Origin of the sequence: Nocardioides litoris, assembly GCF_006346315.1 — a bacterium.
GTDB lineage: Bacteria > Actinomycetota > Actinomycetes > Propionibacteriales > Nocardioidaceae > Nocardioides > Nocardioides litoris.
In genome coordinates this window covers 931,392-956,360 of the sequence record NZ_VDMR01000001.1, presented here as the reverse complement: position 1 = coordinate 956,360, position 24,969 = coordinate 931,392, and the positions used below count along the sequence as shown (strand labels likewise).

17 protein-coding genes are annotated in these 24,969 nt (G+C 74.5%); 2 read left to right on the top strand and 15 right to left on the bottom strand.

The genetic code is table 11. The annotated features are described in order from the left end of the window. Window positions 1-4 precede the first annotated feature (4 nt). The 4 genes from FJQ57_RS04660 to glmS form a co-directional block, all read right to left on the bottom strand. Window positions 5-1,414, bottom strand: coding sequence for a bifunctional ADP-dependent NAD(P)H-hydrate dehydratase/NAD(P)H-hydrate epimerase (locus FJQ57_RS04660; protein WP_139978019.1), 1,410 nt, complete (start codon window positions 1,412-1,414; stop codon window positions 5-7). A gap of 19 nt (window positions 1,415-1,433) precedes the next feature. After that, the gene (locus tag FJQ57_RS22250) at window positions 1,434-4,229 is read right to left on the bottom strand and encodes an amidase family protein (protein ID WP_170219269.1); all 2,796 of its coding nucleotides are present in this window, start codon (window positions 4,227-4,229) and stop codon (window positions 1,434-1,436) included. Window positions 4,230-4,378: 149 nt separating this feature from the next. Beyond that, window positions 4,379-4,732, bottom strand: a complete 354-nt coding sequence (locus tag FJQ57_RS04650; protein ID WP_139978018.1) for a holo-ACP synthase — start codon at window positions 4,730-4,732, stop codon at window positions 4,379-4,381. 157 nt (window positions 4,733-4,889) lie between these two features. Then, window positions 4,890-6,734 carry a glutamine--fructose-6-phosphate transaminase (isomerizing) gene (glmS, locus tag FJQ57_RS04645; RefSeq protein ID WP_139978017.1) on the bottom strand — a complete coding sequence of 615 codons (1,845 nt, stop codon included), beginning with the start codon at window positions 6,732-6,734 and terminating at the stop codon, window positions 4,890-4,892. A gap of 67 nt (window positions 6,735-6,801) precedes the next feature. On the opposite strand from glmS, the gene coaA reads away from it, so the two are divergent. Further along, entirely contained in the window at window positions 6,802-7,773 is a 972-nt protein-coding gene (gene coaA / locus FJQ57_RS04640) for a type I pantothenate kinase (RefSeq protein WP_139978016.1), read from the top strand. Window positions 7,774-7,783: 10 nt separating this feature from the next. On the opposite strand, the gene FJQ57_RS04635 is transcribed toward coaA, so the two are convergent. From FJQ57_RS04635 to rplM, 7 genes are all read right to left on the bottom strand, one after another. Beyond that, complete coding sequence (locus tag FJQ57_RS04635; RefSeq protein WP_139978015.1) at window positions 7,784-11,074, bottom strand: carboxypeptidase-like regulatory domain-containing protein; 3,291 nt, start codon at window positions 11,072-11,074, stop codon at window positions 7,784-7,786. Between the two features lie 43 nt (window positions 11,075-11,117). Next, window positions 11,118-11,921, bottom strand: coding sequence for an ABC transporter permease (locus FJQ57_RS04630; RefSeq protein ID WP_139978014.1), 804 nt, complete (start codon window positions 11,919-11,921; stop codon window positions 11,118-11,120). Beyond that, window positions 11,918-12,862, bottom strand: coding sequence for an ABC transporter ATP-binding protein (locus tag FJQ57_RS04625; RefSeq protein WP_139978013.1), 945 nt, complete (start codon window positions 12,860-12,862; stop codon window positions 11,918-11,920). The genes FJQ57_RS04630 and FJQ57_RS04625 overlap by 4 nt, the downstream gene beginning before the upstream one ends. Before the next feature lie 239 nt (window positions 12,863-13,101). Beyond that, window positions 13,102-13,677, bottom strand: coding sequence for an FKBP-type peptidyl-prolyl cis-trans isomerase (locus FJQ57_RS04620; RefSeq protein ID WP_139978012.1), 576 nt, complete (start codon window positions 13,675-13,677; stop codon window positions 13,102-13,104). 53 nt (window positions 13,678-13,730) lie between these two features. After that, window positions 13,731-15,101: a phosphoglucosamine mutase gene (gene glmM / locus FJQ57_RS04615; RefSeq protein WP_139978011.1), complete on the bottom strand. Its 1,371-nt coding sequence runs from the start codon at window positions 15,099-15,101 to the stop codon at window positions 13,731-13,733. Between the two features lie 105 nt (window positions 15,102-15,206). Beyond that, the gene (rpsI, locus tag FJQ57_RS04610) at window positions 15,207-15,707 is read right to left on the bottom strand and encodes a 30S ribosomal protein S9 (RefSeq protein ID WP_139978010.1); all 501 of its coding nucleotides are present in this window, start codon (window positions 15,705-15,707) and stop codon (window positions 15,207-15,209) included. 43 nt (window positions 15,708-15,750) lie between these two features. Then, window positions 15,751-16,194 (bottom strand): 50S ribosomal protein L13, encoded by a 444-nt coding sequence (rplM, locus tag FJQ57_RS04605; RefSeq protein ID WP_139978009.1) that lies wholly within the window; start codon window positions 16,192-16,194, stop codon window positions 15,751-15,753. Window positions 16,195-16,508: 314 nt separating this feature from the next. Between rplM and FJQ57_RS04600 the strand changes: the two genes are divergently transcribed. Continuing rightward, complete coding sequence (locus tag FJQ57_RS04600; protein ID WP_139978008.1) at window positions 16,509-17,798, top strand: citrate synthase; 1,290 nt, start codon at window positions 16,509-16,511, stop codon at window positions 17,796-17,798. A 449-nt stretch (window positions 17,799-18,247) separates the two neighbouring features. On the opposite strand, the gene FJQ57_RS04595 is transcribed toward FJQ57_RS04600, so the two are convergent. The 4 genes from FJQ57_RS04595 to FJQ57_RS22855 are packed head-to-tail and all read right to left on the bottom strand — an operon-like array spanning window position 18,248 to window position 24,944. Further along, window positions 18,248-19,579, bottom strand: coding sequence for a M1 family metallopeptidase (locus tag FJQ57_RS04595; RefSeq protein WP_246081585.1), 1,332 nt, complete (start codon window positions 19,577-19,579; stop codon window positions 18,248-18,250). Beyond that, complete coding sequence (locus tag FJQ57_RS04590) at window positions 19,567-23,418, bottom strand: Pls/PosA family non-ribosomal peptide synthetase (RefSeq protein WP_139978007.1); 3,852 nt, start codon at window positions 23,416-23,418, stop codon at window positions 19,567-19,569. The genes FJQ57_RS04595 and FJQ57_RS04590 overlap by 13 nt, the downstream gene beginning before the upstream one ends. Window positions 23,419-23,460: 42 nt before the next feature. After that, window positions 23,461-24,432, bottom strand: coding sequence for a YihY/virulence factor BrkB family protein (locus tag FJQ57_RS04585; RefSeq protein ID WP_139978006.1), 972 nt, complete (start codon window positions 24,430-24,432; stop codon window positions 23,461-23,463). A 41-nt stretch (window positions 24,433-24,473) separates the two neighbouring features. Continuing rightward, window positions 24,474-24,944 (bottom strand): EVE domain-containing protein, encoded by a 471-nt coding sequence (locus tag FJQ57_RS22855; RefSeq protein ID WP_211348743.1) that lies wholly within the window; start codon window positions 24,942-24,944, stop codon window positions 24,474-24,476. Between the last annotated feature and the right edge of the window lie 25 nt (window positions 24,945-24,969).

Here is a 24,969-nt window from a genome sequence, read left to right as displayed (position 1 = left end):
GCCATCATCCCAGCAGGTCGCGCAGCAGCGACGGCAGCGCCGCCGCCACGTCACCCGCCGTGATCGGCCCCCCGCCCGAGGCGCGCGTCGCCGCGGCGCCGTGCAGCCAGGACCCCACGCTCGCGGCGTCGTACGGCGCCAGGCCGGCCGCGAGCAGGGCGCCGACCAGCCCGCCGAGCACGTCGCCGGCGCCGGCGGTGGCCAGCCAGGGCACGCCGGTCGTGGTGGCCCGCACCCGGCCGTCGGGGTGCGCGACGAGGGTGTGCCGACCCTTGAGCAGCACGGTGCAGCCGAAGGTGTCGACGGCCGTGCGGACGAAGTGGAGCGGCCGCGCCTCGACGTCGGCGCGGTCGGCGTCGAGGAGCCGGGCCAGCTCGCCGGCGTGCGGGGTGAGCACGAGGTCGTCACGGCCGTCGCGGTCGCGGGGGGCGTGGTCGAGCGCGTCGGCGTCGACGACCGTCGGGACGTCGTCGTCGAGGGCCTCGGCGAGCGTGCCGGCCGCGCCGTCGCCGCTGCCCGACCCGACGACCCAGGCCTGCACCCGCCCGGCCCCGACGACCTCGGGGTGGTGCTCGCGGACGAGGTCGTGCACCGCGTCGTCGCCGACGTAGCGGACCATCCCGGCCAGGCCGCACGCGGCGCCGGCGACGGAGAGCAGCCCGGCGCCGGGGTAGGTGGCCGAGCCGGCGCGCACGCCGACGACGCCGCGGGTGTACTTCTGCGCGTCCCGGGCCGGTCGGGGCAGCAGCGCCGCCACGTCGGCGGGCTGGAGGGCCTCGAGCACCGGGGCGGGCAGGTGCGGACCGAGACCGATGTCGACCAGGTGCACCGCGCCCGCGGCCGACGCGGCCGGGTCGACGAGGTGGGCGACCTTGAGGGTGCCGAAGGTGACGGTGAGGTCGGCAGTCACGTGGCCGCCCTCGTCCGGGAGCTCCCCGCAGTCGACGTCGACGCCGCTGGGCGTGTCGACCGCGACCACCGGCACCCGGCCGCCACCGACCCCGGCGTACGACGACAGCGCGGCGGCCGCCTCGGGCCGGAGCCCGGGGCGGCCGCCGATGCCGACGACCCCGTCGACGACCAGGTCGGGCCGGGCCGGCCCGTCACCCACGCGACCGCCTGCGGCGCGCAGGGCGGCCAGCCCGCCCTCGTGGACCCGGTCGGAGAGCAGCCGGGCGGTGACGGCGACGCCCCGCCGGGCCAGGACGGCCCCGGCGTGCAGGGCGTCGCCGCCGTTGTCGCCGGAGCCGACCAGGAGCACGACCTGGCGTCCGTAGGCGCCCGGGGAGAGCAGGTCGAGCACCGCGTGGGCCAGGCCGTGGGCGGCGCGCTGCATGAGCGCCCCGTCGGGGAGCTCGGCCATGAGCGCCGCCTCGGCGGCCCGGACCTGGTCGACGGTGTGTGCCTGCCTCACCGTCGCGACGCTATCCGCCTCAGCGACGCACCCGCACCGCCCGCACGGTGCCGCTGCCCCCGAAGGCCGCGGTGGGCCGGTAGACCACCCGCAGCCAGCGGGTGCCGCGGGCGCGGGGCGGCAGCGAGATCCGGGCGCGGCCACCGGTCAGGACGACCGGACGGCCCACCCGGCGCTGGGCCCAGGTGACGACCACCGTGCCCGTGGGCACGACCCCGGCGGCCGCGACGGTCACGACGACGGTCGACCGCTTTGCGGCCCGCGGCCGGGCCGGTCGCACCGAGGCACGCGTGGTGGTCAGGGCCCGCAGCACCGTCCGGGCGGCCGAGCTGGCCACGCCGGGCGCGTGGTCGGGCACGGTGGCGACGACGGCGACCGCGAGGGATCGGCCGACGTCGGCCACGCGCAGCCGGTACGACGGCGCGGTCGCCCCCGGCACCGGGGAGCCGCCGACCAGCCACTGGTAGCCGAGCCGGACGCCGTCGAGGTCCCAGGCGCCGCCGGTGGCCCGGACGACCTGGCCGACCCGGGGCGTGCCGACGACGGTCGGGGCCGTGGTGGCCACCGGGGCGGTCTTGAGGCCGACCGCGACCGTGCCCGAGCCGGCCTCGTCGGTCGTGGCCACGGTCAGGTCGCTCGCCACGGACTCCAGCGGCCCGGCGGTCACCTGCGCCGCGCCCTGCCCGACCGCGGTGAACCGCAGGGTGGCCAGCGTGACCGGCCCCGAGGTGGCGGGCGAGGTGCCGAGCTCGGACGCCACGACCGCGACGCTGCCCTCGCCGGCCCCGCTCGTCGTCACCGCCGACCACGGCATCGCGTCGGTGGCCTCCGCGCCGTCGTACCGCAGGAGGGTGGGGTCGAAGCCGAGGTCGAGGCCGTAGGCGTAGAGGTCCTCGGCCGCACCGGCGGCGACGGTCACGGTGACCTCGTCACCGATCTCGACCTCGGGGTCGGAGACGGTGACGGAGTACCCCTCGGCGCGGTTGGCCACCGTGCCCCGCGGCGCGGTGCCGGGTGAGGTGCCGGGTGCGGGCGGGGTGAGCGCCGGGTAGAGCGCCGGCGTCGTGCGGTGCTTCGTGGCCTGCTCGTAGTCGTAGGCGTAGCCGAGCAGGTCGCCCTCGGCGTAGTTGCGGCCGACGAGCTCGAGGTTGACGCCCGCGCCCGGGATCGCCTCCCCGGTGGTGGCCTGGCCCATCGGCACGGTCACGGCCGGCATGCCGGTGTTGGGGCTGAGCCGCATGTTGGTGCCGATGGTCCCGTAGCCGTTGGTCGAGGGGTAGACGAGCGCGTCGTAGTCCCCGCCGTCGAGCAGCGAGGTGAGGGCCTGCTCGCCGGTGCGGATGGCCGCGGTGTGGCTGGTCATCCACTGCTCGTACTGCGCCGGCGTCACGTTGTTGCGGCCGACGTAGGTGCTGGTGCGGCTGGGGACGAGCCGGCCCGAGGCGATGATGTCGGCCAGGGATCGGGTGGCCACGTCGGGGTCGAGGTGGGCGGCGATGTAGCCGTCGAGGTCGTGCTTGAACTCGTTGGTGCTGCCGCTCGGCTCGGCCAGCGTCGCGTTGAGCGCGGTGGTGGTGACCGGCTCGACCACGGCGCCCTGCGCCTGCAGCTCGGAGACGGCCTGGGCGAAGAGCCGCTGGGTGGCCGCGTTGTTCGTCGGCACCATCGAGGTCAGGTAGGCGAAGCGCTTGCCACGCAGCGCCTCGGGGTCGAGGAACCGCGTGTAGGACTCCGGCACCTCGTCGACCTGCTCGCTCGTGACGGGGTCGGCCGGGTCGACGCCCACGACGGCGTCGAGGGCGATCGCGGCGTCGGTGACCGAGCGCGCCATCGGACCCCCGGTGTCCTGGCTCAGCGCCAGCGGCACGATGCCGTCGCGGCTGGCCAGGCCGACCGTGGGCCGGACCCCCACGAGCTGGTTGTACGACGACGGCACCCGGATCGAGCCGCCGGTGTCGGTGCCGAACCCGATCGCGGCCAGGTTGGCCGAGACCGACGCGCCGGTGCCGCCGCTCGACCCGCCGGCGGTGCGGTCGAGGTTGTAGGGGCTGGCGACGAGCTTCGAGGTGCCGGCGGGCTGGCCGGTCGTGTACTCCGAGACGAACCCGAAGGCCCACTCGTCGAGCGTGGCCTTGGCGAGCACGACCGCGCCCGCCTCGCGCAGGCCGGCCACCATGAAGGCGTCGGTCGCGGTCTGGTTGGTCTCCCAGCTGCCGTGGCCGGCGCTGGTGGGCAGGTCCTCGGTGTCGTAGTTGTCCTTGAGCGCGATCGGGATGCCGTCGAGCATGCTGCGCGGCCCGCCGTGCTCGGCCCGCCAGGCGTCCGACGCCGCGGCCGCGGCCAGCGCCTCCTCGCCGCCGGTGGTGATGATCGCGTTGAGGGGCCGGCTGTGGGTGTCGTCCTTCAGCCCGTCGTAGGCCTCGATGCGGTCGAGGTAGGCCTGGGTCAGCTGCACCGAGGTGACGACGCCGGCGTTCATGGCCTTCTGCATGTCGATGGCCGAGGCCTCGACCAGCTCGAACGGGCCGTCGTCGTACAGGACCTCCTGGGCGAGCTCGGCCAGGTCGGCCGCGGTCGTGCCGGGCCGGGCGGCGAGCGCGTCGAGGTCGGCGGTGGTGACCTGCCCGTCGCCGGTCAGGTCGGCCGCGACGTACGACGGCTCGAGCCAGCCCGCTCCCCCCGTGGCCGAGGCGGCGGTGCTGGTCGTCGCGGTGCGGGCCGGCGCGGCGGGGGCCGCCGGCGCGGTGGTGACGGCCATGGTGGCCACCGCCGTGGTCGCGGCCAGGGCGGCCGCCAGTGTGCTGCGTGTGCTCACGCACGTCTCCCTCGGGTGTCGGTTGCTCGACCCCTGTCCCGGGTCGGCCCCGTGACCGTAGGGACGCCGTGTTTCGTCGAGGGGTCGCGCGACCGCGCGCTGGGGTTACGCCCGGGGGTGTCGCGTGACGTTCGTGGTCAGCGGCGGGCTCAGGACTCGAGCACGACCACGGCCGAGGCGACCCCGGCGTCGTGGGACAGCGACACGTGCACGTGGGCCACCCCCAGCTCGTCGGCCCGGGCGCGCACGGTGCCGCGCAGCTCGAGCACCGGACGGCCCGACTCCTCCGAGACCACCTCGGCGTCGTGCCAGGCCAGCCCGCCCGGGGCGCCGAGCGCCTTGGCCAGCGCCTCCTTGGCCGCGAACCGGCCGGCCAGCGAGGCCAGCGGCCGCACCGCCTCCGCCGGCGTGAACAGCCGCTCCCGCAGCGCCGGCGTGCGGGCCAGCGACTCCCCGAACCGGTCGATCGCGCACACGTCGATGCCGACCCCGATCACCGCCACGTGGGTCCCCTGCTCGGTCGGGCGGGTCGCGTGGTCTCGAGACAGGCGCCAGGGCCCCTTCCTCGACCACCGTGGGGCCCGGCGGGGCTCGACCCGACGTTGGTCGAGGAGGTTGCCCTGGCAACCGTCTCGAGACCACCCAGCCGAGCGCGCACGACTACTCGACGGTGACGGACTTGGCGAGGTTGCGGGGCTGGTCGACGTCGTGGCCGAGGGCGGTGGCCAGCTCACAGGCGAACAGCTGCAGCGGGACGGTGGCCACCAGCGGCTGCAGCAGGACCGGGACGCGGGGCAGGCGCACCAGCGCGTCGGCGTACGGCTCGATGCGGGTGTCGCCCTCCTCGGCCAGGCAGATGGTGCGGGCGCCGCGGGCGCGGACCTCCTGGATGCCGCTGATCATCTTCTCGTGCAGCTGGTCGCGGCCGCGGGGCGGGACGACGCACAGGATCGGCAGGCCCTCCTCGACCAGGGCGATGGGGCCGTGCTTGAGCTCGCCCGCGGCGAAGCCCTCGGCGTGCAGGTAGGCGATCTCCTTGAGCTTCAGGGCGCCCTCGAGGGCGACCGGGTAGCCGGCGTGGCGGCCGAGGAAGAGCACCGACCGGGTGCCGACGTGCTCGCGGGCGAGGTCGTAGACCTGCTCGGCCCCGGCCAGCACGGTCTCGATGTGGCCGGGGATGGCCTCGAGCTGGCGCATCACCTCGTCGATCTCGTCGCCGTAGCGGGTGCCCTTGACCTGCGCGACGTACAGCGCGAGGAGGTAGCAGGCCACCAGCTGGGTCAGGAAGCCCTTCGTCGAGGCGACGCCGATCTCGGGCCCGGCGTGGGTGTAGATGACCGCGTCGGACTCGCGGGGGATGGTGGAGCCGTTGGTGTTGCAGATGGCCAGCACCCGCGAACGCTGGGTGCGGGCGTGGCGGATGGCCTGCAGGGTGTCGGCGGTCTCGCCGGACTGGCTGATCGCGACCACGAGCGTGGAGTGGTCGAGGATCGGGTCGCGGTAGCGGAACTCGCTCGACAGCTCGACCTCGACCGGGATGCGGGTCCAGTGCTCGATGGCGTACTTGGCGACCATGCCGGCGTAGAACGACGTGCCGGCCGCGATGATGATGACCTTGTCGATGTCGCGGATCTCGTCGTCGGACAGGCGCATCTCGTCGAGCTGCAGCAGCCCCGCCTGCGAGCGACGACCCAGCAGCGAGTCGGCCACGGCCCGCGGCTGCTCGAAGATCTCCTTGCGCATGAACCAGTCGTGGCCGTCCTTCTCGGCCGCCGAGAGGTCCCAGTCGACGTGGTAGCGGGTGCCCTCGACGGGGGCGCCGTGGAAGTCGGTCACCTCCACGCCGTCGCGGGTGATGGTGACGACGGTGTCCTGCCCGAGCTCGAGGGCGTCGCGGGTGTGCTCGATGAACGCCGCGACGTCGGAGCCGAGGAAGTTCTCGCCCTCCCCCAGGCCGACCACGAGCGGGCTGTTGCGGCGCGCGGCCACGACCCGGTCGGGGTCCTCGGCGTCGACCGCGACGAGGGTGAACGCGCCCTCCAGCACCTGGCAGACCCGCTGCATGGCGGTGGTCAGGTCGACGCCGGAGGCGACCTGCAGCTCGACGAGGTGGGCCACGATCTCGGTGTCGGTCTCGGAGAGCAGCACGTGGCCGTCGGCCTCGAGCCGGGCCCGCAGGTCGGCGAAGTTCTCGATGATGCCGTTGTGCACGAGCCCGACGCGGCGGTCGTGGCCCAGGTGCGGGTGGGCGTTGACGTCGTTGGGCGCGCCGTGGGTGGCCCACCGGGTGTGGCCGATGCCGGTGCCGGAGGCCGGCAGCGGCCGGTCGGCGAGCTCCTTCTCGAGGTTGGCCAGCTTGCCGGCCTTCTTGGCGTCGGCGATCGCGCCGCCGCTCACCAGGGCCACACCCGCCGAGTCGTAGCCGCGGTACTCGAGGCGCCGCAACCCCTCGACGACCACGTCCTGGGCCTGCTGGGGCCCCACGTACCCGACGATCCCGCACATGGGGGGTCACTCTACGGGTCGCGGACCCCCGGACCGGCCTCGCCGCGGGGCTGCAAGGATGCGATCCATGTCGCACGGCCAGCGCCTCGACGAGGCGGCGCGCGAGGCGTCGCCGTACATCGAGCTCGACCGGGCCGCCTGGGCCGCCCTGGCGCACGAGACGACCAACCCGCTGCGGGCCGAGGAGGTGCGGGCCCTGCGCGGCCTCGGCGACCAGCTCTCGATCGAGGAGGTCGAGGAGGTCTACCTGCCGCTCTCGCGCCTGCTCAGCCTGTACGTCGAGTCGGCGGGCCGCCTGCACCGCGAGCAGGAGCAGTTCCTGCACCAGGCCACGCCGCCGCGCACGCCGTTCGTGATCGGGCTCGCCGGGTCGGTGGCGGTGGGCAAGTCGACGACCGCGCGGGTGCTGCAGCAGATGCTGGCCCACTGGCCCGAGCACCCCAACGTCGCGCTCGTGACGACCGACGGCTTCCTCTACCCCAACGCCGAGCTCGAGCGGCGCGGGCTGCTGCAGCGCAAGGGGTTCCCGGAGTCCTACGACCGGCGCGCCCTGCTCCGCTTCGTGGTCGACATCAAGTCGGGCAAGGACGAGGTCGAGGCGCCGACGTACTCCCACCTGGTCTACGACGTGGTGCCCGACGAGAAGGTCGTGGTCAACCGGCCCGACATCGTCATCATCGAGGGCCTCAACGTCCTGCAGCCCGCCCGCACCCGCGACGACGGCCGGACCGGCCTGGCCGTGAGCGACTTCTTCGACTTCTCCGTCTACGTCGACGCCGGCACCAGCCACATCCGCGACTGGTACGTCGAGCGCTTCCTCCGCCTGCGGGAGACGGCGTTCCGCGACCCGGGGTCCTACTTCAGCAAGTACGGCGCGCTCACGGCCGAGCAGGCCGTCGCCGAGGCCACGCGGATCTGGGACAGCATCAACGGCCCCAACCTGACCGAGAACGTGCTGCCCACCCGCTCGCGGGCCACGCTCGTGCTGCGCAAGGACCGCGACCACTCGGTGCGGTACGTGCGGCTGCGCAAGCTCTGAGCCCGCGCGGTCAGCGCGAGACCCGTCGGGTCGCGACCGCCCTCACGGCCACGGCACCCCGCCCCGGAGCGCTCGGACCGACGGCCGTCGCCCGCACCACCACCGAGACCCGTCGCCCGGCATCGGCGCGGCGTAGCCGGTAGGTGGCCGCGCGTTGGCCCTTGATCGGCACCCCTCCGCGCAGCCACTGGTAGCTCAGACGCACCTGGCACGGCAGCCAGGCTCCGGCAGAGACCCGGAGCACACGCCCGACCCGGGTCCGCCCACCGATGACCGGGGCCCGAACGACCCTGACACCGTGCAGCGGCAGGGGGACGACGGTGCGCGTGCCGACGTCGGCGACCGCCCTCGCGCCTGGACCCAGCCTGACGAGCCGGCCCTGCGACGGGAGGCACCCGCCGTCGACCTGGAGGTCGGGACTGCGCGCCGGGCCCACCGGGCGGCGGTAGCGCAGTCGGTAGTCGCCTGGGGCGAGGCCGGTCACCCACCAGCGCCCGGTCTCGTCGGTGGAGGCAGCGGCGACCGGCACCCACCCGGCGCTGCGGGGGGCGAGCACCTCGACCTCGCGGGTCGCGGCGCGACCGTCAGTCCCGACCACGCGCCCGTGGACGACGCGGCTGTCGGACCAGACCCCGTAGACGATCACCGTGACACCCGGCACGTCGAAGGAGAGCGCGTAGAACTCCGCCGCCCGCAGGTCTTCGGTCAGGCCCCCCCGCGCGCCGTGGTACACGTCCGGGAGGCGGCCCGAGGGGTCGCGGAACCTGACGGCGTAGCTCCCGGGTTCGAGGGCTCCGACAGAAAAGTGCCGCTGCTCTGCGGTGGTGGTCGAGGCCACCGTCCCGTCCGGTCGCACCGCCTCGACGATCGTGCCGGTGCCGGCGCCGTTCGGCACCATACCGCTGAGCAAGGAGCCCTCCATGACCACGTCGCGTCGGACGGCGGACGAGCCGACCTCCACCTCGATCGTCGTCGTGCGTCGCTGCGGCGAGTCGAACCTCAGCCGGTATCGGCCGGGCTCGAGCCGCGGAGTCGCGTAGACATCACGCCCCATCCCGAAGTCCCGGAACGACCGGGGCGCGACGACCTCCTGCCAGCTCGCCCCCACGGGACGGTCGACCGCGACCGTACCGCCGGAGGCGCGGTCGACCTCGCCGCTGACCGTGCCCCCCGGGTCCACCTGACGCCGCACCACGCGGTCCTCCTCGGACAGGACCACCTCCTCGCCGTCGGGCTGGGGCGACGGGGCTGCGGGACCGTGGCCGACAGCCACGAAGGTGCCGTCCGACAGCTCCGCGGTCCACCCGAGCCGGTAGGTGCCGGCGGGCAGGTGGGAGAGCACGACGGCGTCGGGGTCGCGCGTTGACGTGGGGATGAGCTGCCAGGTCGCGCCGCGTCGCAGGTGGAGCGTCGGTTCCACCCGCGTCACCTCGACGCCGGCCGGGCCGGCGAGGTCGAGTCGTACCGACGACGGCGCGGCCAGGTCGACGTCGACACCGCCCGTCTCGCCGCCTTCCGTGACGCCCACCGTCGCAGCGGGGCCCGGCGCGGGCAGGTCGTAGGTCGTCGGGTTGTCTGGCCACACCTCCTCGATGCGGCCCTCGGCCGTCACCCGGACCTCGTGTCGACCCGGGAAGACGCCCTCGACGCTCCACCGGCCGTCGGCCCCCGTGGTCGCCCTCGCGGGACGCCACCCGTGTGGCGGGCCGACCCGGACTGTCGCCCCGGCGAGCGGGGCGCCGGCGAGGTCGGTGACCCGGCCCGCGACGCGGCCGGGGGCCGGCAGCTGGACGTCACGACGCACGGTGGTCCCGCCGGCGACGGCGAGGGTCTCGGCTCGGTCGAAGTCCGGCACGGTGCCGTCGACACCACTGGCTGCCACGAACGCCCCGGGGTCGCGGTCGACGGCCATCGCGACGCCGAGGCGGTAGGGACCGCCGACCAGCGGGATGCGGTAGGAGCCGTCCGGCTCGACCCGCGTCGTGAATCGGAGACGCCACCGGTTGTCGATGATCGTGTAGACGTCCAGGGCTGCGCCGACAGCCGGGCGGCCGTCGTGACCGAGCACCCGTCCCGTCAGCGCGCCGAGGTCGAGGACCGTGCCGGTGACGTGCGTGTCGCGTTCCCGGACCACGTCGACCTGGAGGGGCGACGTCTCCCGACCCCGCTCGGCGATCTCGCCGAAGGAGACCAGGTGGGGCCCCCCGGGCAGAGGTGGGCTGACCCACCTGCCCGCCAGGTCGCTCACCGTGTCGGCCACGATGGTGGCGGACCCCGGACGGCGGAAGAACACTCGAGTGACCACCGGCTCGCCGCTGGTGGTGGTCACCGTGCCCACGAGCCGGGCGGGCCAGAGCACGGCTTCACCGATGGCGACGGCTGACTCCGCGTCGATCACGACGACCTCGGCCTCGGAGGGGGCGTCGGCGTCGTCCCACAGCTCCCGGACGCCGCCGCTGTCGTAGCTGACGAGGTACCTGCCGGCCGGGAGGCCGTCGATGTGCCAGGAGCCGGTCGGGCCGGTGGCGGTCCATGCCGTCAGGCCACCGCTGGCCCTGTCGAGGCGGGTGAGGGAGACGTCCACCTCGGCGCCGGGCGCGTCGCCCCGACGTGCCGCGCCCGAGAGGGACGACGGTCGGGGCAGCACCAGGTCGCCCAACCTGCGGTCCACGTCGTCGGCGATGACGATCGGGAGGCCCTCGCCCAGCGTGGGGCCATCAGGCCAGGTCGTCGTCAGCCGTCCCTCGGCCTCGCCGGTCAGTCGGTAGGTGCCCGCCTCGAGCCCGGTGTAGATGAAGGTGCCGTCGGGGGCGACCGAAGGTGACTGGAACACCCCCACCCACTCCCCGTTCGGCCACAGGTGCTCCAGGTCTACCCCGGCCGAGGCGAGCGGTTGACCCGATGTGTCGACCACGCGCCCGCTGAGCACCGCACCGTCGTGGAGCACAGGATCCAGTCTCACGGCCTGGCCGGCCTGGAGGTCGAAGGGGCCGAACCGCTGCACCAGGAAGGGCGACCAGCCGTCCCTCGGCCCGAAGACGTGGACCTCGTAACGCCCTGGCGGCAGGGCGACGGCGAATCGGCCTCGGGCGTCAGCCACCGTGTCCTCGCCGTGGTAGTGCCCGTTGGCGTCCACCACGCTGACGCGCGCGTGGGCCACCTCACGACCCGAGGTGTCGACGACGGTCCCGAAGAAGCCCTGGGATGCGGCGACCGCGGCCGGCGGCAGGGCCAGCCCGGCCCCGAGCAGGGAGAGCACGGTCACGACGGCAGCGATGACCACCCACGGACGCGTGCGCATGCCGCAGGCTAGGCCGTCTCGCACCCCCGTCGGGGTGGATTGTCTAGAGCAGGTCGCGGCGCAGCGTGGTCACCCGGGCCAGGGCGGCCAGCACGACGGCGTACCCGATGAGCACGAGCAGGCCGGCCCACCGCGGGAGCAGGTCGACGCTGCCGCCGCCGAAGCCGGAGAAGAAGCTCGCGCCGATGACCGCGTCGGCCGCGGCGCCGGGGAGGTACTGCGCGACCGGGGCCAGGGCGTCGACGGCCCCGCCGACCGTGCGGGCGATGGGCTCCACGAACTGGGTGAAGGCCAGGATGATGACGATCGCGGCGACCTGGTTGGTGACCAGGCTGCCGAAGGCGACCCCGATCACCGCCCACACGGCGATGACGACCGCGGCCAGCAGCAGCGAGGCCAGCACGTCGCCGTCGCCGAGGAACGCGCCGTCGCCCCGCGCGGCCAGCAGCGGCGAGCCGGCCGCGACCACCGCGAGGACGGCCACCAGGCCGAAGACGAGACCGACGGGGACGGCGACGAGCAGCTTGGCGCCGAGGAAGACCGAGCGGCGGGGCTCGACGAGCAGCGACTCGGTGACCGTCTTGTGCCGGAACTCGGTGGTCATCATCAGGCTGCCGATGATGAGCGGGAAGACGTAGCCGGCGCCGTTGACGACGGAGTAGACCGTCGTGGCCGCGTCGGCCCCGGCCGGGAGGACGACGTCGGCGTTGCCCCCGGGGTCGGTGGTGATGGCGAAGCCCAGCACGCCGCCGAGGAAGGCGACGTAGCCGGCCATGACGAGCAGCAGGATCCACCACAGGCGGGTCGTGAGCAGCTTGCGCACCTCGGCGAGCATCGCGGCGCTCATGCGGCCACCCCCGGGTGCTCGCCGGGCGCGGCCTGCTGGCCCTGGTCGGCGGTGAGCCGGAGGAAGACCTTCTCGAGGTCGGCGCCGCGGGTGGCCAGCTGGTGCAGCTCGACGCCTGCCTCGTGGGCGGCGCGACCGATCTCGGCCGACGGGACCGACGGCACCCGGAAGCCGGGACCCTCGGCCTCGACCGTCCAGCCGCGCTGCTCGCCCAGCCGGCGCAGCGCGGCGCCGTCGGGCGCGACGACGTAGGTGTCGGCGTCGGCGAGCGCGGCCAGGTCGGCGAGCGACGAGGCGTGCACCAGGCGACCGCCGCGGGCGATCACGACCACGTCGTCGACGGTCGACTGCACCTCCCCCAGCACGTGGCTGGAGACCAGGACCGTGCGGCCCTCCTCGGCGAAGTGGCGCAGCAGGTGGCGCATCCACACGATGCCCTCGGGGTCGAGGCCGTTGGCCGGCTCGTCGAGGACGACGGCGGGCGGGTCGCCGAGCAGCGCCGTGGCCAGGCCGAGGCGCTGGCGCATGCCCATGGAGTAGCCCTGGACCCGCCGGTCGGCGGCCTCGGTCATGCCGACCAGGTCGAGCAGCTCGCGGCAGCGGGTCTTGCTGGCGCCGACCTGGCCGGCGTACACCTCGAGGTGGCCGAGCCCGGTGCGGCCCGGGTGGAAGCTGGAGGCCTCCAGGGCCGCACCGACGGTGCGGGCGGGCACCGGGTGCGCGGCGTAGGGCCGGTCACCGACGAGCGTGCGGCCGGCGGTCGGGGTGGTGAGCCCGAGCAGCATCCGCAGCGTGGTCGTCTTGCCGGCCCCGTTGGGGCCGAGGAAGCCGGTCACGGCGCCGGGGCGGACCGTGAACGTCAGGTCGTCCACCGCCACCACCGGACCGAAGGTCTTGCGGAGGCCCTCCACCACGATCGGTGGGCCGTCGTACGTCGTCATCGGGTGTCCCTCCCCTAGGCGCGTGTCTCAGGGCACGAACCTAGTGGCGCGCGCCGGGAGTCTCCAAGCGCTCCGCGCACCCAGGGCACGCACCTCGCGGCGTTGGCGTCGCTCGTGAGGCACCCGGCATGACAGCGCTCCGCCGCCTTGCGATGCACGCACCCTGAGCGCGCGCAGCATCCTGGGACTCCCGACGCACGCCACCAGCGGGAGGGACCCCCGGGGTCAGCAGGCAGGCGTCAGGCCGCGTCGATGACGTCGATCACGAAAAACAGCGTGCTGCCACCGGGGATGGTCGGGGGCGAGCCCTGCTCGCCGTAGCCCAGGTCGGGCGGGATCGACATGATGATGCGGCTGCCGACGGGCGTGCCCGGGATCGCCTGGTCCCAGCCCTGGATGAGCTGGCCGACGCCGATGGGGAACTGCACCGGCTGGCCGCCGCTGTAGCTCTCGTCGAAGGGCTCGGTGCCCTGGTAGACCGCGCCGAGGTAGTTGACGGTGAGGGTCTGGCCGACCTCGACGGGCGGGCCGTCGCCCTCGGTGACGGTGGCGACCTGCAGCTCGCCGCTCGGCTCCGGGGTGTCGGTGAAGTCGAGGCCCGTGACGGCGTCGCCCTCGGTGAGGATGGCCGGCGCCCACTCGGGCAGCTCGGCCGCCTCGGTGCTCCCGCCCTCGGCGGGGGCCGACGACGAGCTCTCGGAGGAGCCGGAGCCCTCGGGGTCGGCGGCCGTGTCGTCCTCGCCGCAGGCGGCGAGGGAGAGGGCCAGCACGGCCGCGGACACGGCGATCGACCAGCGGCGGACGGGGTTGTTCATGGTTCCTCCTCGGTGCGGGGCCACCTCGAGCGACCCCTGGACGGTGGACCGGGCTAGAGCGAGAGCCGCTCGCGGACGACCCCGGCGAGCCGGTCGGCGGTGCCCTGGGCGTCGTCGGTGGTGGCCGCCTCGACCATCACCCGCACCAGGGGCTCGGTGCCGGACGGGCGCAGGAGCACGCGCCCCGCCTCGCCCAGCCGGGACTCCTCGGCGGCGACGGCGGCCAGCAGGGCCGCGTCGTCGCAGCGGTCCTTGTCGACGCCGGGGACGTTGACCAGGACCTGCGGGAAGCGGGTGACGACCGAGGCCAGGTCGCGCAGGGACCGTCCGGTGACGACCATCCGCTGCAGCACGTGCAGGGCGGTCAGCAGGCCGTCGCCGGTGGTGGCGTGGTCGCGCATGATGACGTGGCCCGACTGCTCGCCGCCGAGGTTGTAGCCCCCGGCCCGCATGTCCTCGAGGACGTAGCGGTCGCCCACCGCGGTCTGGCGCACGACGACGCCGGCGGCCTCCATGGCCTTGGTGAAGCCCAGGTTGCTCATGACGGTGGCCACGACGGTGTCGTCGACGAGCCGCCCGGCGTCGCGCATGGCCAGGGCGAGGACGGCCAGGATCTGGTCGCCGTCGACGACCGCCCCGGTCGCGTCGACGGCCAGGCAGCGGTCGGCGTCGCCGTCGACGGCGAACCCGGCGTGCGCGCCGTGGTCGACGACCGCGCGCTGGAGCCGCTCGAGGTGGGTCGAGCCGTAGCCGTCGTTGATGTTGAGGCCGTCGGGCTCGGCGCCGATGGTGACCACCTCGACGCCGGCGTCGGCCAGCGCGCGGGGACCGACCTCGCTGGCCGCGCCGTGGGCGCAGTCGAGCACCACCCGCAGCGGGCCGGCGGACCGGCCCCGGGCCAGGCCACCGGGACCGCCGTCGAGGGTGCGCACCAGGTGGGCGGCGTACTCCTCGACGGTGGGGGCGTAGGGGCGCACCCGGCCGACGTCCCCGCCGGTCGGGCGGTCCCAGTCCTCGCCGAGGTGCGCCTCGATCTCGCGCTCCAGCGCGTCGTCGAGCTTGACCCCGCCGCGGGCCAGGAACTTGATGCCGTTGTCGGGCATCGCGTTGTGGGAGGCGCTGATGACCACGCCCACGTCGGCCCCGAGGGCGTCGGTGAAGTAGGCGACGCCCGGCGTGGGCAGCACCCGCAGGCGCAGCACGTCGACCCCGGACGCCGCGAGCCCCGCCACGACGGCGTGCTCGAGGAACTGCCCGGAGATGCGGGTGTCGCGGCCGACGACGGCGAGCGGGCGCTGGCCGGCGTACCCGCCGCGGTCGACGAGGACGCGTGCGGCGGCGACGCCGAGGTCGAGCGCGAGCTCGGCGGTCAGCGGGCCGTTGGCCAGGCCGCGGACGCCGTCGGTGCCGAAGATGCGCGGCATCGAGGAAACCTCCTGGGACGACGACGGCCGGCGGTCCGGGTGGACCGCCGGCCGACGAGGGGCGGACTCAGGCTGCCGCGCCGGGACGGCGCGGGCAGCCGGGGATCAGCGCTTGCTGAACTGCGGGGCCTTGCGGGCCTTCTTCAGACCGGCCTTCTTGCGCTCGATGACGCGGGCGTCACGGGTGAGCAGGCCGGCCTTCTTGAGGGTGGGGCGGTTGGCCTCGACGTCGACGTCGTTGAGGCAGCGGGCCACACCGAGGCGCAGCGCGCCGGCCTGGCCGGTGATGCCGCCGCCGTGGATGCGGGCGATGACGTCGAAGCGGCCCTCGAGCTGCAGCGCGGCGAAGGGCTCGTTGACGACCTGCTGGTGCAGCTTGTTGGGGAAGTAGGAGTCGAGCGCGCGGCCGTTGACGGTCCACTGGCCGGTGCCGGGGACGATGCGGACGCGGGCGACGGCCTCCTTGCGGCGGCCGGTGGCCGCGGCGGGGGCGATGGTCGCCGGGCGGGCCGGGGAGTCGGCCGCCGGGGCGGACTCGGACGTGTAGGACACGCCCTGCTCGTCGGTGGTGAAGGTCTCCTCGACCTCGGTGGTGTTCTCAGACATGTGGGTTCTCTACCTGCTCAGTCGGGGTTCGGGTCGGTCGTGCTTACTGGGAGATCTGCTTGATCTCGTGGGGCACGGCCTGCTGAGCGGCGTGCGGGTGCTCCGGGCCGGCGTACACCTTGAGCTTGGTGAGCTGCTGGCGGCTGAGCTTGTTCTTCGGCAGCATGCCCCACACGGCCTTCTCGATGACCTTGCGCGGGTCCTTGTCGAGGACGTCGCCGATGGCGGTCTCGGTCAGACCACCCGGGAAGCCGGAGTGGCGGTAGACCTTCTTGGTCTGCTTCTTGTTGCCGGCGAGCGCGACCTTGGCCGCGTTGACGACGATGACGAAGTCGCCACCGTCGACGTTGGGCGCGTAGGTCGCCTTGTGCTTGCCGCGCAGGAGCGTGGCGCAGGCGACGGCCAGACGACCGAGGACGATGTCCTCGGCGTCGATGACGTGCCACGTGCGGTTGATGTCGCCGGGCTTGGGGGCGTAGGTACCCATGACCTGGATCTCTCGTTCGTAGGTCCGGACGGGGTCTGCCCCGCCCGGTGGTGCTGCATCGCGTCTCGTGACGAACTCGGCCACGGCTCGGCCCGACCTCGCCTCGCGGCGATGAGGGGCGGTCCGGGACTGCACCTCGCCCGGGTCAGGGGCGCGGCACGGCAGGGACGCGACAGGCAAGGCTAGGCGCGCGCGTCGTACGGCGCCAAATCGGCCCCCGGCGGGAGCGGGCCGGCACCCGGCCGGGGCCCCGGCGCGTCCGTCAGGCGGTGCCCGCGGTACCGCGCCGCGCGAGGGACGACTAGGTTGAAAGTGTGACCGACTCTCTCACCGTCCGCGACAACCGCACCGGACAGGAGTACGACGTCCCGATCGCCGACGGCACCATCAAGGCCGCCGACATCGGGAAGATCCGGACCGACGAGGAGTCCCCGGGGCTCGCCGTCTACGACCCGGGCTTCGTCAACACCGCCTCCTGCCGCTCCGCCGTCACCTACATCGACGGCGACAAGGGCATCCTGGAGTACCGCGGGTACCCCATCGAGCAGCTCGCCGAGAGCAGCAGCTTCCTCGAGGTGGCCTACCTGCTGGTGCACGGCGCCCTGCCGACCAAGGCCGAGTACGACGCCTGGGTGCACGAGATCACCTTCCACACGTTCGTGCACGAGAACGTCAAGGAGTTCATGCAGGGCTTCCGCTACGACGCGCACCCCATGGGGATGCTGATGGCGTCGGTCGGGGCCCTGTCGACGTTCTACCCCGACGCCGGGAAGATCAAGGACGCCGAGACCCGGCACCTGCAGATCGTCCGGATGATCGCCAAGATGCCGACCCTCGGCGCGTGGGCCTTCCGCAACGCCCAGGGCAAGCCGTTCGTCTATCCCGACAACGACCTCGGCTACACCGCCAACTTCCTCTCCATGCTGTTCAAGATGAGCGAGCAGAAGTACGAGGCCGACGAGCGCCTGGTCAAGGCCCTCGACGTGCTGTTCATCCTGCACGCCGACCACGAGCAGAACTGCTCGACCAACGCGGTCCGCTCCGTCGGCTCCTCCCAGGTCGACCCGTACTCCGCGGTCGCGGCCGGTGTCGGCGCGCTCTACGGACCGCTGCACGGCGGCGCCAACGAGGCCGTCCTGAAGTCCCTCAAGCGCATCGGGTCGAAGGAGAACATCCCCGACTTCATCAAGGGCGTGAAGGACGGCAACGAGCGCTTGATGGGCTTCGGCCACCGCGTCTACAAGAACTACGACCCGCGGGCCCGGATCATCAAGAAGGCCGCGATGGACGTCTTCGAGGTCACCGGCACCAACCCGCTGCTCGACATCGCGCTGGAGCTGGAGAAGATCGCGCTCGAGGACGACTACTTCGTCTCCCGCAAGCTCTACCCCAACGTCGACTTCTACTCCGGCCTGATCTACGAGGCCTTCCAGTTCCCGCCGGAGATGTTCACCGTCCTCTTCGCGATCGGCCGTACGCCGGGCTGGCTGGCCCAGTGGCTCGAGCTGGTCGAGGACAAGGAGCAGAAGATCGCCCGGCCCAAGCAGATCTACACCGGCGACCGGGAGCTGACCTTCACCCCGGCCTCGGAGCGCTGGGCCTGACCCGTCCGCTCCCCCGCCTCACCGCTGGCCCGTCGTGGATGCACGACGGGTCAGCGTGTTGTTGAGGTTGGTGTGGGCGGCCGCGCGCGTAGTCGATCGGGTCTCCGCCCGCGCCGCCGCTGGCGCGGCCGCCCCTGACTCCTGACGCCGATCTCCCACTTCTGGTGGGGAACTACCGACCAGGAGCGGGCGATCCGCGCCAGGCGTGGTGCGCGTGTGGACTGTGGGGCGGGTGGCCGCGCCAGCGGCGGCGCGCCGAGCTTGCGAGGCCGCGCCGACAGCGCGCAGTCCGGCGGGCCGCAAGAGGCTCGGGGTCAACGACGGCCGGAGGCCGCCGCGCAGCGGCGCGAGCGCAGCGAGCGTCCTTGACGCCGAGACGCGGCCTGCTACGCGCGCGGGCACCCGACCCACCCACGGTCGCCAGCCGCTGGTGCGGCAGAGCCGACCAGTCAGGGCAGGGCCGGGAGCTCGGTCCGGTGCAGCCAGGCGACGAACAGGTCGGTCAGGTCGTGGTCGGGGCCGCAGCGCTCGACGGCCATCGCCACGAAGTCGGCGGTGGTGACGTTGCCGCCGGAATGCTCGGCGACCCACGCCTTGAGCAGGTCGAAGAACGCGTCGTCGCCGACGGTGCGACGCAGGGCGTGCAGGGCGAGGGCGCCGCGCTTGTAGACCCGGTCGTCGAACATCAGCGCCGGGCCGGGGTCGGCGAGCAGCAGGTCCTGGTCGAGGCGGGACAGGCGCTCGTGGTGGTGGGCGGCCCAGTGGTCGGCGTCCTCGCCGCCGGAGCGCTCCGACCACAGCCACTCGCTGTAGCAGGCAAAACCCTCGTGCAGCCAGATGTCCTGCCACCGCTTCAACGTCACTGCGTTGCCGAACCACTGGTGGGCCAGCTCGTGCGCGACGAGGCGCACCGAGTCCCAGTCGCCGGTCATGAAGTTGCGGCCGAAGGTCGACAGGCTCTGCGACTCCAGGGGGATCTCGAGGTCGTCGTCGGTGACGACGACGGAGTACGTCGGGAACGGGTAGGGCCCGAACAGCTCGGCGAAGGTCGCGAGCATGTCGGCGTTGCGGCCGAACGCCGCCTCGAACCCCTCCCCCGCGTCGGGCGGCACGGCGGCCTTGAGCGGCGGGTCGAAGCCGAGGTCGCGCACGTCGTAGCGGCCGATCTGGACGGTGGCGAGGTAGGTCGCCATCGGCTCGGCCTGCTCGTAGAACCAGGTGGTCGCGCTCGACCGGCGGCGGGTCGACCCGAGACGGCCGTTGGCGACGACGGTGTAGTCGTGGGGGGCCGTGACCGCGATGGAGTAGGACGCCTTGTCGTCGGGCCGGTCGTTGCAGGGGAACCAGGTGGGGGCGCCGTGGGGCTGCCCGGCGACGATCACGCCGTCGGTGAGCTCCTCCCAGCCGGCGTCCTCGTGGTGCTCGTCCATGAGTGGCTCGGGGCGGCCGGTGTAGGTGATGCGCAGCTCGAACTCGGCTCCGGCGGCGATGGGCTGCTTCGGGGTGACGACGAGGCGGTGGCCGCGGGCGGCGTACCTGGCGGGGGCCGTGCCGTCGAGGGCGACCTTGGTCGCCCGCAGGTGGGCCAGGTCGAGCACGAGCCGGCCGCACTCCTCGACCGCCCGGCCCCGGATGGTGGCCTGGCCGCGCAGGTGGTTGCGCACCAGGTCGTAGTCGAGGTCGAGGTCGTAGTGCTCGGCCGACCAGGACGGGTCGCCGTGGTCGGGGAGGTAGGGGTCGGCGGTGGGGAGACCGTCGCGCATGCGCTTCACGCGCTCCACGGGCCGATGGGGTTGCCGATCCAGGTCGTCTTGTCGGGCACCGACTCGCCCCTCATCACCAGCGACACAGGGCCGACCGTAGCGTGCCGGCCGAGGGTCGCCGCGGGGAGGATGACGCTGTTGGGACCGAGGGTCGCGCCCCGCCTTAAGGTGACCACGTCGGTGGCGAACCGGCGGTCGTGGAAGAGGTGGGTCTGCACCACACTGCCCTGGTTGACGGTGGCTCCGTCGCCCAGGACGACGAGGTCGGGCTCCGGCAGCCAGTAGGTCTCGCACCACACGCCGCGGCCGATGCTGGCCCCCATCAGGCGGAACCACGCGTTGAGCAGCGGGGTGCCGCTGACCGATCGGGCGAACCACGGCGCGGCCACGACCTCGACGAAGGTGTCGGCCAGCTCGTTGCGCCACACGAACGAGCTCCACAGCGGGTGGCTGCCCGGGCGGTGCCGCCCGACCAGGGCCCACTTCGCGGCCACCGTCACCAGTGCCGCGACCAGGCCGGCCGCCACCAGCAGCGGCCCGGTCAGCAGCAGGGCCAGGAGCACGTGCTGCTCGAGCAGAGTGACCACGGCGAGCACGACCAGCCCGCTCAGCACCAGGGTGACGACCTGCGGCACCAGGCGGCACGCCTCGACCAGGGCGCGCAGCACCCGCAGCCGGCGCGGCGGGTCGTACGTCGTGGTCCGGTCGGCGTCGTCGTCGGCGGCCCGCCGCAGCGGGGCGGGCGGGCTGCCCAGCCACGACTCGCCCTTGCCGGCCGACCGGCGGCGCGGGGCGGCGGAGAGCACCGCCACGAGCGAGGCCTTGGGCACCTTGCGTCCCGGGGCGGCCATGCCGGAGTTGCCGACGAAGGCGCGCTTGCCGATCTTGACCTTCTCCGCTCGCAGCCAGCCGCCGCCGAGCTCGTAGCCGCCGATGAGGGTGTCGTCGGCCAGGAACGACTGGTCGTTGACCTGGGTCAGCGAGGGGATCATCAGCACCGTCGACGCCTCGACGTCGGCCCCGATCCGGGCCCCCAGGGACCGGAGCCAGGCCGGGGTGAGGCTGGAGGAGTACAGCGGGAACAGCCACGTGCGGGCCTCGTCGAGCACCCGCATCGTGGCCCACACCGCCAGCGCGGGACGGCTGCGCACGGGGTGCACGCCCGGGGTCACCGCGCGCCCGGCGACCCGCACGAGCGCCCAGACGAGCACCGCGAGGACGACCAGGCCGACGACCGCCGCGAGCGGCACCCAGGCCAGCAGCCCCAGCGCGTCGCCGACGCCGCCCGGCCGGTCGGCGAGCAGCAGCGGCGGCAGCGCACCGGCCAGGACCGCGACGAGCGGCAGCAGGCCCACGAGCGCGCCCACCCCGGCGTACGCCGCCACCCAGGCGCGCCCGCCCGTCGGGCGCTCGGTCGACCAGGGGCCGCGGGCGTCGTCGGAGACGTTCTGGGCGGGCGAGCCGGACCAGAACTCGCCGTCGGGCACCTCGCCGAAGACCGCCGACCCCGGCGCGACCTCGGCGTCGCGACCCACCCGGGCACCGGGCAGGAGCATGCTGCGGGCGCCGATGCGGGCCCGCGCACCGACGCGGACCTCGCCGAGGTGGAGCACGTCGCCGTCGACCCAGTAGCCCGTGAGGTCGACCTCGGGCTCGACCGAGCAGCCGCGGCCGAGCCGGAGCAGGCCGGTCACCGGGGGCACCGAGTGCAGGTCGACGTCGCGCCCGACGCGCGCGCCGAGCAGGCGGGCGTACCAGGTCATGAACGGCGCCCCGCCGATCGACGCGGCACCGAGCTCGTCGGCCACGTGCCCGGCCAGCCACAGCCGCAGGTGGACCTTGCCGCCGCGGGGGTGCTGCCCCGGCTCGACACCGCGCAGCAGCATCCGGGCCGCCGCGGCGGCGACGAGCATCCGCCCCGGGGGCAGCACGAAGAACGCGCCGAGCACCACGAGGAGCGCCAGCGGCGGGTCGGGCAGCCAGCGCAGGCCGTCGAGCCCACCCAGGACCAGGCAGGCCAGGCCGACCCAGCAGACCCACCTCGGTGCGGCCAGGCAGCGCACGAGCACGGTCGCGGCGACCTGCCCGGCCTGGGTCTTCACCGGCGTCGGGGGGACGCTGCGGTCAGAGGTCGCCCCGCCGGTGGTGAGGGTGTCGAGGTGGGCGGCCAGGCCCCGCAGCGACGGGTGCTCGTAGAGGTCGCCGACGACGACCTCGGGGAAGCGCTCGCGCAGCCGCGAGACCATCTGGGCCGCGGTCAGGCTGCCGCCGCCGAGGTCGAAGAAGTCGGCGTCGGTGGAGTCGACGCCCGCGCCGAGCACGTCGAGCCACAGCCCCGCCACCCACTCCTCGGTGCCGGTGAGCTCGACCGTGGCCCCCGCCGCCGCCCGCCGCGGGAGCGGCCACGGGAGGGCGTCGCGGTCGACCTTGCCCGAGGTGCGGGTCGGCAGCGTGTCGACCACCGCCAGCCGTGGCACGAGCGCCGCCGGCATCGAGGTGCGCAGCGAGGCCAGCGCGGCCGACTCGTCGAAGGAGTGGTCGACGGCGACGTACCCGACGAGGAGGCTGTTGCCGGCCGCTGTCCTGCGGACCGCTGCGGCCGCGCCGTGCACGCCGGGCAGCGCCAGCAGGGCGCTGTCGACCTCGCCCAGCTCGATACGGCGGCCGCCGAGCTTGACCTGGTCGTCGGCGCGGCCGCCGAACAGCAGGCCCTCGGGGTCGTGCATGACGAGGTCGCCGCTGCGGTAGGCGCGGTCCCAGCCCAGGGTGGGCATGGGGGCGTACTTCTCGGCGTCCTTGACCGGGTCGAGGTAGCGGGCCAGGCCGACGCCGCCGATGATCAGCTCGCCCGTCTCCCCCACCGGGACCGGGTGGCCCTCGGCGTCGACGACGGCGAGGTCCCAGCCGTCGAGCGGCAGGCCGATGCGCACCGGCCCCTCGCCGGTCAGCTCGGCGCCGCAGGCCACGACCGTGGCCTCGGTCGGGCCGTAGGTGTTCCAGACCTCGCGGCCTCGGCGCACCAGCCGGGCCGCGAGCTCGGGCGGGCAGGCCTCGCCGCCCATGATGAGCAACCGCACGGCCTCGAGGGCCTCGGCCGGCCACAGGGCGACCAGCGTCGGGACCGTGGACACGACGGTGACCCGGTTGGCCACCAACCACGGCCCCACGTCGATGCCCGAGCGCACCAGGGCCCGCGGCGCGGGCACCAGGCAGGCGCCGTACCGCCAGGCCAGCCACATCTCCTCGCAGCTGGCGTCGAAGGCGACCGAGAGCCCGGCCATCACCCGGTCGCCGACGCCGAGCGGCGCGTCCTGGCAGAACATCCGCGACTCGGCGTCGACGAAGGCCGCCGCCGAGCGGTGCGTGACCGCCACGCCCTTGGGCTTGCCGGTGGAGCCGGAGGTGAAGATGACCCAGGCGTCGTCACCGAGGCCCGGGTCGGCCGGCTCGACCGGCTCCCGGCGGGCGCGGGCCGAGACGGCGAGCTCGGCGCCGACGACCGCGGCGACGCCGGCCTCCTCGAAGACGAGCCGGGCGCGCTCGTCGGGGTCGTCGGCGTCGACGGGCACGTAGGCCGCGCCGGCCAGCAGGATGCCGATGACCGCGACGTAGAGGTCGGTGGTGCCCGAGGGCACCCGCACCCCGACCTTGTCGCCCGGGCCGACGCCGAGGGCGGCCAGCTCGGCGGCCAGCCCGTCGGCGGCCTCCTCCAGCTCGGCGTAGGTCAGGACACCGGTGCCCGCGTCGACGGCCGGCTCGTCGGCCGCCTGCGCGGCGGTCTCGCGGAAGACGTCGACCAGGGTCCGCGGCGGAGGGGCCCACGCGCCACGGCGCAGCGGGTCGTCAGGGTCGGGCACGGACCGCAGCCTCCCGCACCGAGGTGAACGGACGGCGACCGGTCAGGCGTCGACGACCCGCTCGTGCGGACGGCCCGGGTCGGGCTCGGCGGGCTCGGGCTCGTGGCCCCGCAGCGCCTCCAGCTGGGCGCACACCGCGACGCCGTAGAACAGGCCGACCGCCGTCATCAGGCTCCACAGCAGCAGCGCCACGATGCCCGCGAGCGGGCCGTAGGTCTCGTCGAACGACCCGCTCACCCCGACGTACGCCGCCAGGCCGGCCAGCGCGACCATGCTGACCGCGACCGCGACGGCCGACCCGAGGGCCAGCCACGACAGGGCGGGCTGGCGCCGGCGCGGGGCGTGGTCGAGCAGCACCGCGACGGTGAGCACCAGCAGGGCCAGGCCGGCCGGCCAGCGGGCCACCTGCCAGGTCGTGTCGGCCGCCTCGGACCAGGCGTACTCGACGACCATCGCGTCGCCGAACGCCCCGCCGGCCACGGTGAGGAAGAAGCCGACCCCGACGGGCAGGGCGAGGATCGCGGTGAAGACCGCGGCGCGGCCGTACTTGTGCAGGGCGGCGCGGTCGCGGCGGATGCCGTAGATACGGTTGGCACCCCGCTCGACCTGGGCCATCGCGGTCACCATGGTGACGACCGAGAGCAGGAGGCCGAGCACGAGCGCGACCTCGCCGCCCTCCTCCGACCCCGAGGAGAGGGCTCCCACCAGGGCGTCGTCGTCACCGCCGCCGGGCGTGACGGCCTGCACCGTGCGCGCCACCACCCGCGACCAGCGGGCGTCGTCGACGTCGGCGGCCAGCCCGGTCGCGGCGAGCAGGAACGGCACGACCCCCAGGCAGGTCTGCAGGGCCAGGGCCCGGCTGTTGGTGAAGCCGTCGCCGTAGCGGAACCGGACGAACGACTCGCGCAGCACCGCCCACACCCCGTGGTGGCGGAACAGCTGCCAGGCGTCCTCGGCGTCGAGCTCGTCGCCGTCCATCTCCGTGGTGACGGGCACGAGGCGGGCGGTGGTCACCGGGCCAGCATGCCGGTCGGGCCCGTCAGCCCGCGCGCAGGTCAGGGCGGCCCGTCGCGCACCGCCCTCCCGATGACGTGGGCGTCGGGGTCGAGGCCGTCGCGCATCGCCCCGGCGATGGCCGCGAAGTCGCCCGCCGACAGCTCGACGAGGCCCCGCCGGAACGGCGAGGCCCACCGCTCCTCCCCCTCGACGCTGGCCCCCGCGACGGCGAGCACCGGCAGCAGGGGCCGGGCCGCGACGACGGCGGCGACCTCGAAGACCACCGTGCGCCGCCAGGGCCCGTCGGCCCCGACCCGCCAGGGCGCGTCGTCGGCCACGGTGCCGAGCGCGGTGAAGGCCCGCAGCGGCCGGCCGCCGCGTGAGGTGCGCGCGGAGTAGCAGACGACGCCGTCGCCCCGCGAGAGCCGGGCCAGCCGGGTCGCGCGCGCCGCCTCGGCCTCGACGTGCCCGCCGGCGCGCCAGGCCGTCACGACGTCGAGAGCGGCGGCGCAGGTCCAGTGGCGGGTCACGGGGCGCACGCTGCCACCGACCACC

What these genes read in the sequence shown, in the direction of transcription:
- glmS (WP_139978017.1), bottom strand. Translation starts at nt 6,734, where the DNA reads ATGTGCGGGATCGTCGGGTACGTGGGGCCCCAGCAGGCCCAGGACGTG.
- coaA (WP_139978016.1), top strand. Translation starts at nt 6,802, where the DNA reads ATGTCGCACGGCCAGCGCCTCGACGAGGCGGCGCGCGAGGCGTCGCCG.
- FJQ57_RS04635 (WP_139978015.1), bottom strand. Translation starts at nt 11,074, where the DNA reads ATGCGCACGCGTCCGTGGGTGGTCATCGCTGCCGTCGTGACCGTGCTC.
- FJQ57_RS04630 (WP_139978014.1), bottom strand. Translation starts at nt 11,921, where the DNA reads ATGAGCGCCGCGATGCTCGCCGAGGTGCGCAAGCTGCTCACGACCCGC.
- FJQ57_RS04625 (WP_139978013.1), bottom strand. Translation starts at nt 12,862, where the DNA reads ATGACGACGTACGACGGCCCACCGATCGTGGTGGAGGGCCTCCGCAAG.
- FJQ57_RS04620 (WP_139978012.1), bottom strand. Translation starts at nt 13,677, where the DNA reads ATGAACAACCCCGTCCGCCGCTGGTCGATCGCCGTGTCCGCGGCCGTG.
- glmM (WP_139978011.1), bottom strand. Translation starts at nt 15,101, where the DNA reads ATGCCGCGCATCTTCGGCACCGACGGCGTCCGCGGCCTGGCCAACGGC.
- rpsI (WP_139978010.1), bottom strand. Translation starts at nt 15,707, where the DNA reads ATGTCTGAGAACACCACCGAGGTCGAGGAGACCTTCACCACCGACGAG.
- rplM (WP_139978009.1), bottom strand. Translation starts at nt 16,194, where the DNA reads ATGGGTACCTACGCCCCCAAGCCCGGCGACATCAACCGCACGTGGCAC.